Source organism: Terrisporobacter muris, from assembly GCF_024621905.1.
Taxonomy (GTDB): Bacteria; Bacillota; Clostridia; order Peptostreptococcales; family Peptostreptococcaceae; genus Terrisporobacter; species Terrisporobacter muris.
Map to the genome: position 1 here is coordinate 1 of NZ_JANKBY010000180.1, position 7,299 is coordinate 7,299.

The following is a 7,299-nucleotide window of genomic DNA, read 5'->3' on the forward strand; positions in this document are numbered from 1 at the left end:
ATATATTAGATACCATAAAAAGAACATATAATTCATATGTTCTTTTTATTTTTTAGCAAATCTGTTTCCTAAAATTTCATAGCACCACTCAGTGGCTTAAGCGAAGAAAATTTTTGTAACACATTCTTACCTCTTTTAATATAATATATTATCGCAAATTTATAGGGGGATGGATATATGCATAAAAAGATTATTGCTCTTGCAAGTGCTCTTTCTCTAGGAGCTTGTTGCCTTACTGGTTGTTCTTCAAGCAATGAAGCTAAAAAGGAAAAAGAGTTGGATAAAGTTACTGTGGCAGAAGTAACACATTCTGTATTCTATGCACCTCAATATGCAGCAATTACTAAGGGATTCTTTGAAGAGGAAGGAATTGAATTAGACCTTATCGATGCACAAGGTGCTGACAAAACTATGGCTGCAGTAATTTCAGGAGAAGCTGATATTGGTCTTATGGGTCCTGAAGCTTCCATATACGTGTATAAACAAGGTAGCGACGATTATGCTATTAACTTTGCACAATTAACTAAAAGAGATGGAAGTTTTATAGTATCTAGAGAAAAAAATGATAATTTTACCTATAAAGATTTAGAAGGAAAAGAAATATTAGGCGGAAGAGCTGGTGGAGTTCCTCTAATGACATTGGAATACTTATTAAAAAATAAAGATTTAACTATTGGTGAAGATACATCTAAAGGTGAAGTGAAGGTGCGTACAGATGTTCAGTTTGGCGTAATGGCAGGCGCATTTGCTGCTGGTGAAGCTGATTATACTACTGCATTTGAACCTACAGCAACTCAACTTGAAAAAGAAGGTGCAGGTTATATTGTAGCATCTGTTGGTCAAGATGCTGGTGAAATACCTTTTACTTGCTATAGTGCTACTAAATCATATATGGATAAAAATTCTGATTTAATACAAAGATTTACTAATGCCTTATATAAAGGTCAACAATGGGTTCAACAAGCATCTGATAAAGAAATTGCTAAAGCTATGCAACCATTCTTTGAAGATAATTCACTAGAAGATCTAGAAGTTGTTGCTCATAAATATAAAGAAATAGATGCATGGGCATCAGATCCTCTTCTAAAAGAAGATAGCTTAAACAGATTAATGGATGTTATGATTGAAGGCGGAGAATTAAACGAAAAAGTACCTTATGATTCACTAGTAACAACAACTTATGCTGATAAGGCTATAGAAAACAATAAATAATTCCAAACAATTACCAACTAAAAAAGGATCACTTAAAAGTGATCCTTTTTATTTGTTAATTTAAAATTTGTATTTTATAATTTAAGCATTATATGCAATATTTTTATGTTCACATTTAACTTGCTTAGGTAATCTTTCATTTATAACATTCATTAAATTATCTGTACAGTTGTGAACACTTACAAATTCACCATCATTTACAACTACAAATTTAGCATCAACCGGAGATAATACGTTACCATATACTTCTCCAAGTTTAGCATATTTATATTTAGGTAAAACATCTTCCATTTCAATGCTTATATCAGCACTATCTCTATAATTAAAATCTACTTCGTATACATGAGCAATTTCAGCTGCAACTTCAAAGTTAGATAATACATTTTCATCTATAGCAGCATTTACACTTTGAATTCTTCTTTCTGTATTAGTAAATGTTCCGTTTACTGAAGCTGATCCTGTACCTGGGAATATAACATCAGCTATATCGCAAGTCTCAGTCATATGAGTATCTAATACCATTAAGAATTCTAAGTTAGATAAATTAGTCATAGGATTTTCTCCAAAGCATAGAAGAGCTTTAACACCATCCATAGCTTCTGCTCCAGCTTTAATTCCCATATCTATTAATCCTTGTGAATTGTTTTTAGCTTTTATTTGAAGTATACCATCTCTAGGTGCACCTATATGTCCTGAAAGTAAAGCTATATTTGCTATCATTGTAGCAGCTTCTACAGATACCACATTTTGTTGGAATACTAACATTGCTTTTTTAGCATTAGCATAAGCACCTGCTATTTCTTTTATTTCATCACTTACACAAACACCATCTAGTGAAGCTTTAAATTCTTCAAAATTATCTAATGATGATACTTTGCCTATTTCTATTAAAGCTTTAGCCATTTCTTTAACAGCCTTAACATCATTTTCAACATATACAACCTTTGTAGCAAAATCAAAATTATTTACAGCATAGCCTTCTGGATTTATTACATATACTTTTGCTCCATTTTCAGCAGCTTGTTTTAACTTAAGTTGGATTACTGGGTTATTTTCCATTACAAATCCAAATGCCACTATTACATTTGTAGATAATAATTCATCTATTGTATTAGGAGAAGCATCAAGACCTAAAACTTTTTCTAATCCACTTTCCACGTTATTAAAGCAAAGTGTTCTAGCTCCCATTGTATCAGCTAATTTTTTCATTACATAAGCTTCTTCATTTGTAAATCTATCAGATATAGCAACAGCCACTGCATCTTTACCATATTTAGCAGCTATACTTTCAGCTTTTTTAGCAGTAAGTACTAATGCTTCATGATAATTGGCTTCTCTAAATCCATCTTCACCTTTTATAAGTGGATTAGTTAATTTTCCTTCTAATGAAGCACAATCAAATCCCCACTTACCTTTACCACATAATAATCCTTTATTAACTGGACCATTTTTATCTGGATTAGACTTAATTAACATATCTCCATAAGTTTCTAAATGTAAGCTACATCCTACTGAACAGAATGAACATGTTGTATCTGTTACATCTGTATCTAGTGGAACTTCTTTAACTACACTTTGTCTTTCTTGAAGTGCTCCTGTTGGACAAACACTTACACATTGTCCACAAGATATACATCCAGACTCAGCTAAAGGTTTTTCTAGAGAAGGCTTAACTACTGTATCAAATCCTCTATCAACAAGACCTAAAGCACCAACACCCATAACTTCATCACAAACTCTTACACAAAGTCCGCAAAGTATACATTTGTTAGGGTCCCTTACTATAAATGGATGATCATCTTCAAATTCTATTACATTTTTATCACCAGCAAGTCTTTCTGGGTGAACATCATACTGATTAGCATAATCTATTAATTTACATTCGAAGTAGTCATGACAACCACATTCTAAACATCTAGAAGCTTCTTTTAGTGCTTGATCATCATCATATCCAAATACTACTTCAGTAAAGTTATCTTTTCTCTCCTCTGCTTCTAATTGATCCATAACTGGTCTACACATTCTTTCTCTATCTTCAAATGTTTTTTCAGTTATATCAAATCTTTCAACAACAAATGGTTTTTCATATTTTAATACTTCACCATTTAAATAAGCATCTATAGAGTTTGATACTTTTCTTGCATCTGCTATAGCCTCTACTGCTATTGATATCTTATCGTTACCACAGTCTCCACCTGCAAATACACCTTCCATACTAGTCATAAATGTATCTTTATCGTAAGCTATGGCATTTTTTCTAGTTTTATCCATTCCTTCGAATTTAGAAGCATCTACTGCTTGACCTATAGCTAAAATCATAGTATCTATATCTATAGTTTCAGTTTTTCCTTCTACTGGTATTGGTTTTCTTCTTCCTGAACTATCAGGCTCACCAAGTTCCATAACTTGAAGTACTACTTGTTTTACTCTTCCATTTTCGTCTGCAATAACTTCAATAGGATTAGTTAAATTTTTGAAGATTACTCCTTCTTCTTCAGCTTCAACTATTTCTACCATATCAGCTGGCATTTCATTTTTAGTTCTTCTATATATATTATAAACTTTTTTAGCCCCTAGTCTTACAGCAGTTCTACAAGCATCCATTGCAGTATTACCACCACCAACTATAGCCACATTTTCACCAAGTTTTATTTCTTCATTTCTAACAACTTTTCTAAGGAAGTCTATACCACCTATAACTCCTTCACTATCTTCACCTTTGCATCTAACACCAGTAGATACCCAAGCACCTATTCCAAGAAGTACAGCATCATAGTCTTCTTTTATAGTTTCAAATGGTATATCAACACCAACTTTAGTATTAGGTATCATTTTAACACCCATACTTTCTATTAAAGCTATTTCTTCATCTAAAACAGCTTTTGGAAGTCTATATTCTGGTATACCATAACGAAGCATACCACCAAGCTTTGGCATAGATTCTATTATAGTAACAGAGTGTCCCATTTGTCTTAAGAAGTATGCAGCAGATAGACCCATTGGTCCACCACCTATAATAGCAACTGATTTTCCAGTTTCATCAGCTATTTCTGGTATAAATGGATTTTCACTTTCTAAATCTTTATCAGCAGCATATCTTTTTAACCAAGCGATAGATACTGGTTCTTCTATAAGTTGTCTTCTACATTTTTCTTCACAAGGATGAGGACATACTCTACCTATTGCAGCAGGTAATGGTATTCTATCTTTTATTAATTCTATAGCAGCATCATATTCTCCATTTGCTATTAATCCAACATATCCTTGACAGTCAGTTCCTGCAGGACAAGCTAGAACACATGGTGGTCTACAATCACCAACGTGATTAGATAATAATAACTCTAAGTTAGTTTTTCTAGATTCTATAACCCTCTCAGTATTAGTTTTTATTATCATATTAGGCGAAATTTCAGTAGCACAAGCTTTCACCATTTTAGGCATTCCTTCTATTTCAACTACACATAAACCACATGAACCATATATTTTAGTTCTTTCATCGTAGCATAGAGTAGGAATGAAAACATCATTTTCTCTTGCAACTTCAAGAATTGTTTGACCTGGTAAACCAAATACTTCTTTACCGTCTATATTTAATCTGAATTTATTCATATTATCATCCTCCTCCCCTAGTCTCTAACTATTGCGCCGAATTTACAAGTTTCTTCGCACTTACCACATTTTATACATTTATCGTGATCTATTACATGCATTTCTTTCTTTTCACCAGATATTGCGCCAACAGGACATTTTTTAGCACAAGCTGTACATCCTTTACAATCTTCAGTTATATTAAATGAAATTAAAGCTTTACATGATTTAGCTGTACATTTTTTATTGTAAATATGGTCTTCATATTCATTTCTAAAATATTTAATAGTTGTAAGAACAGGGTTAGGAGCAGTTTGACCAAGTCCACACATAGAACCATCTTTTATCTTCATTGCTAATTCTTCAAGAAGTTCTATATCTCCATCCTTACCTTCACCTTTAGTAATTCTTTCTAATATTTCAAGCATTCTCTTAGTACCAACTCTACAGTAGTTACATTTACCGCAAGATTCTTTTCTAGTAAAATCTAGGAAATATCTTGCCATATCTACCATACAAGTAGTTTCGTCCATTACAATCATACCACCAGAACCAACTATAGCCCCAGTTTTATTAATATTTTCATAATCAACAGGAGTATCTATTAAAGCAGCTGGTATACAACCACCAGATGGCCCTCCCATTTGAACAGCCTTGAATGCTTTATCTTTTTTTATTCCTCCACCTATTCCAAATATAACATCTTTAAGCGGAAGACCCATTGGAACCTCAACTAGTCCACCCTTTTTGATTTTTCCTGCAAGAGCGAATACTTTTGTACCTTTACTCTTTTCAGTTCCCATTGAACCAAATGCAGCTCCACCATTAACTATTATCCAAGAAACGTTTGCATACGTTTCCACGTTGTTTATATTTGTAGGTTTTTGCCAATAACCTTTTGCTGCTGGGAATGGTGGTTTAAGTCTTGGCATTCCTCTCTCTCCTTCAAGAGAAGCTATAAGTGCAGTTTCTTCACCACAAACGAAAGCTCCAGCACCTGCTTTTATTCTTAAATCAAAATCAAATCCTGAACCCAATATATTCTTACCTAAATATCCTTTTTCTCTAGCTTGAGCCATAGCTATCTCTAGTCTATGTATAGCTAGTGGATACTCAGCACGAACATATATAACACCTTCAGTTGCACCCATTGCATATCCGCCTATAATCATTCCTTCTATAAGTGAATGTGGGTCACCTTCTAAAACAGATCTATCCATAAATGCACCAGGGTCACCCTCATCTGCATTACATACTATGTATTTTTGATCTGCTTTATTTTGTAGTGCAGCATTCCATTTAAACCAAGTTGGGAAACCTGCTCCACCTCTACCTCTAAGTCCTGAAACTTTTATTTCTTCTATTACATCTTCTTGACTCATAGAGGTAACTACTTTCTTAGTTGCTTCATAACCACCAACAGCTATATATTCTTCTATTTTTTCTGGATTTATTAAACCACAATTTCTAAGTACCACTCTTTGTTGCTTTTCTATAAATAATTTATCTTCATCTGATATTGCTAAATCATTAGCTATTTCCCCATTAACAAGATGTTTTTCTACTATTTCTGAAACACATTCAGGTTTCACTTTCACATATCTTGTCATAACATCATTATCGTCATATATATCTACAATTGGCTCTAGGTAACAAGTACCTACACAACCAGTAATATCCACCTTTATATCTAACCCTTTTTCTCCAATAAGTCTCTCAAACTCTGCTGCTGTCTTTTTTGCACCAGTTGCAACACCACAACTACCTTGACCGATTATAACTTTCATCACTTTTCACCCCCTATGATCTTTCTCTAATTTCTGTTAATATTTCTTTAACAGAATCTTTAGTTAAGTTTCCATAAGTTTCATCACCATCTGCACTTTTAACCATCATAACAGGTGCTAATGAACAACATCCTAAACATGCAACATTATTTAATGTAAATATTCCATCTTCTGTTGTTTGCCCATCTTCAATTCCTAAAAATTCACATACAGCTTCTTCTATCATCTCAGAACCATTAACATGGCATGCAGTTCCTTGACATAACATTACCAAATATTTTCCTATTGGTTGTAATCTGAACTGTGCATAGAATGTTGCAACACCATAAATTTTGGCTGTTTTTATACCTGTAGCTTCAGAAATATAATTCATTGCATCAATTGAAATGTACCCATAGATATCTTGAGTTTTTTGCAATATTGTAATTAAACTACCAGGTACTTTGGCATATTTTTCTAATACGGGATCAAGCTCTTTGAAGTCTTGACATTTATCAGTCCCGCAACAGCATTTTTCACTCATTTAATTTACCCCCTATTTAAAAATTGTATCTATATTATATATAACGTACTACTAATAATATTAGCAAAAAAAGGAAATTATAGCAAACAAAAAACTTCTAATTTTGTTATTATTTTAACTTTTTCGTTAATCTTTACTTACCTCATTCAAGTAATCTTTTAAAAATCCTTAACAAATACATTTTTTTAG

Annotated in this window: 4 protein-coding genes; 1 reads left to right on the forward strand and 3 read right to left on the reverse strand. The window is 32.8% G+C overall.

The annotated features are described in order from the left end of the window. The first annotated feature begins 177 nt into the window (after window positions 1-177). Window positions 178-1,212 (forward strand): ABC transporter substrate-binding protein, encoded by a 1,035-nt coding sequence (locus tag NSA58_RS12970; protein WP_039678566.1) that lies wholly within the window; start codon window positions 178-180, stop codon window positions 1,210-1,212. A gap of 81 nt (window positions 1,213-1,293) precedes the next feature. Here NSA58_RS12970 and NSA58_RS12975 read toward each other — a convergent pair whose 3' ends face one another. The 3 genes from NSA58_RS12975 to nuoE are packed head-to-tail and all read right to left on the reverse strand — an operon-like array spanning window position 1,294 to window position 7,110. Beyond that, complete coding sequence (locus NSA58_RS12975; RefSeq protein ID WP_074429767.1) at window positions 1,294-4,821, reverse strand: molybdopterin-dependent oxidoreductase; 3,528 nt, start codon at window positions 4,819-4,821, stop codon at window positions 1,294-1,296. Between the two features lie 17 nt (window positions 4,822-4,838). Further along, complete coding sequence (locus tag NSA58_RS12980; RefSeq protein ID WP_039678564.1) at window positions 4,839-6,587, reverse strand: NADH-quinone oxidoreductase subunit NuoF; 1,749 nt, start codon at window positions 6,585-6,587, stop codon at window positions 4,839-4,841. Between the two features lie 13 nt (window positions 6,588-6,600). Next, a complete protein-coding gene (gene nuoE / locus NSA58_RS12985; RefSeq protein WP_039678563.1) occupies window positions 6,601-7,110 on the reverse strand; it encodes an NADH-quinone oxidoreductase subunit NuoE in 510 nt (169 codons plus the stop codon). Window positions 7,111-7,299: the final 189 nt, after the last annotated feature.

Excerpts from the sequence above, each read along its gene's own strand:
- NSA58_RS12980 (WP_039678564.1), bottom strand. The coding sequence starts at position 6,587 with ATGAAAGTTATAATCGGTCAAGGTAGTTGTGGTGTTGCAACTGGTGCA.
- NSA58_RS12970 (WP_039678566.1), top strand. The coding sequence starts at position 178 with ATGCATAAAAAGATTATTGCTCTTGCAAGTGCTCTTTCTCTAGGAGCT.
- NSA58_RS12975 (WP_074429767.1), bottom strand. The coding sequence starts at position 4,821 with ATGAATAAATTCAGATTAAATATAGACGGTAAAGAAGTATTTGGTTTA.
- nuoE (WP_039678563.1), bottom strand. The coding sequence starts at position 7,110 with ATGAGTGAAAAATGCTGTTGCGGGACTGATAAATGTCAAGACTTCAAA.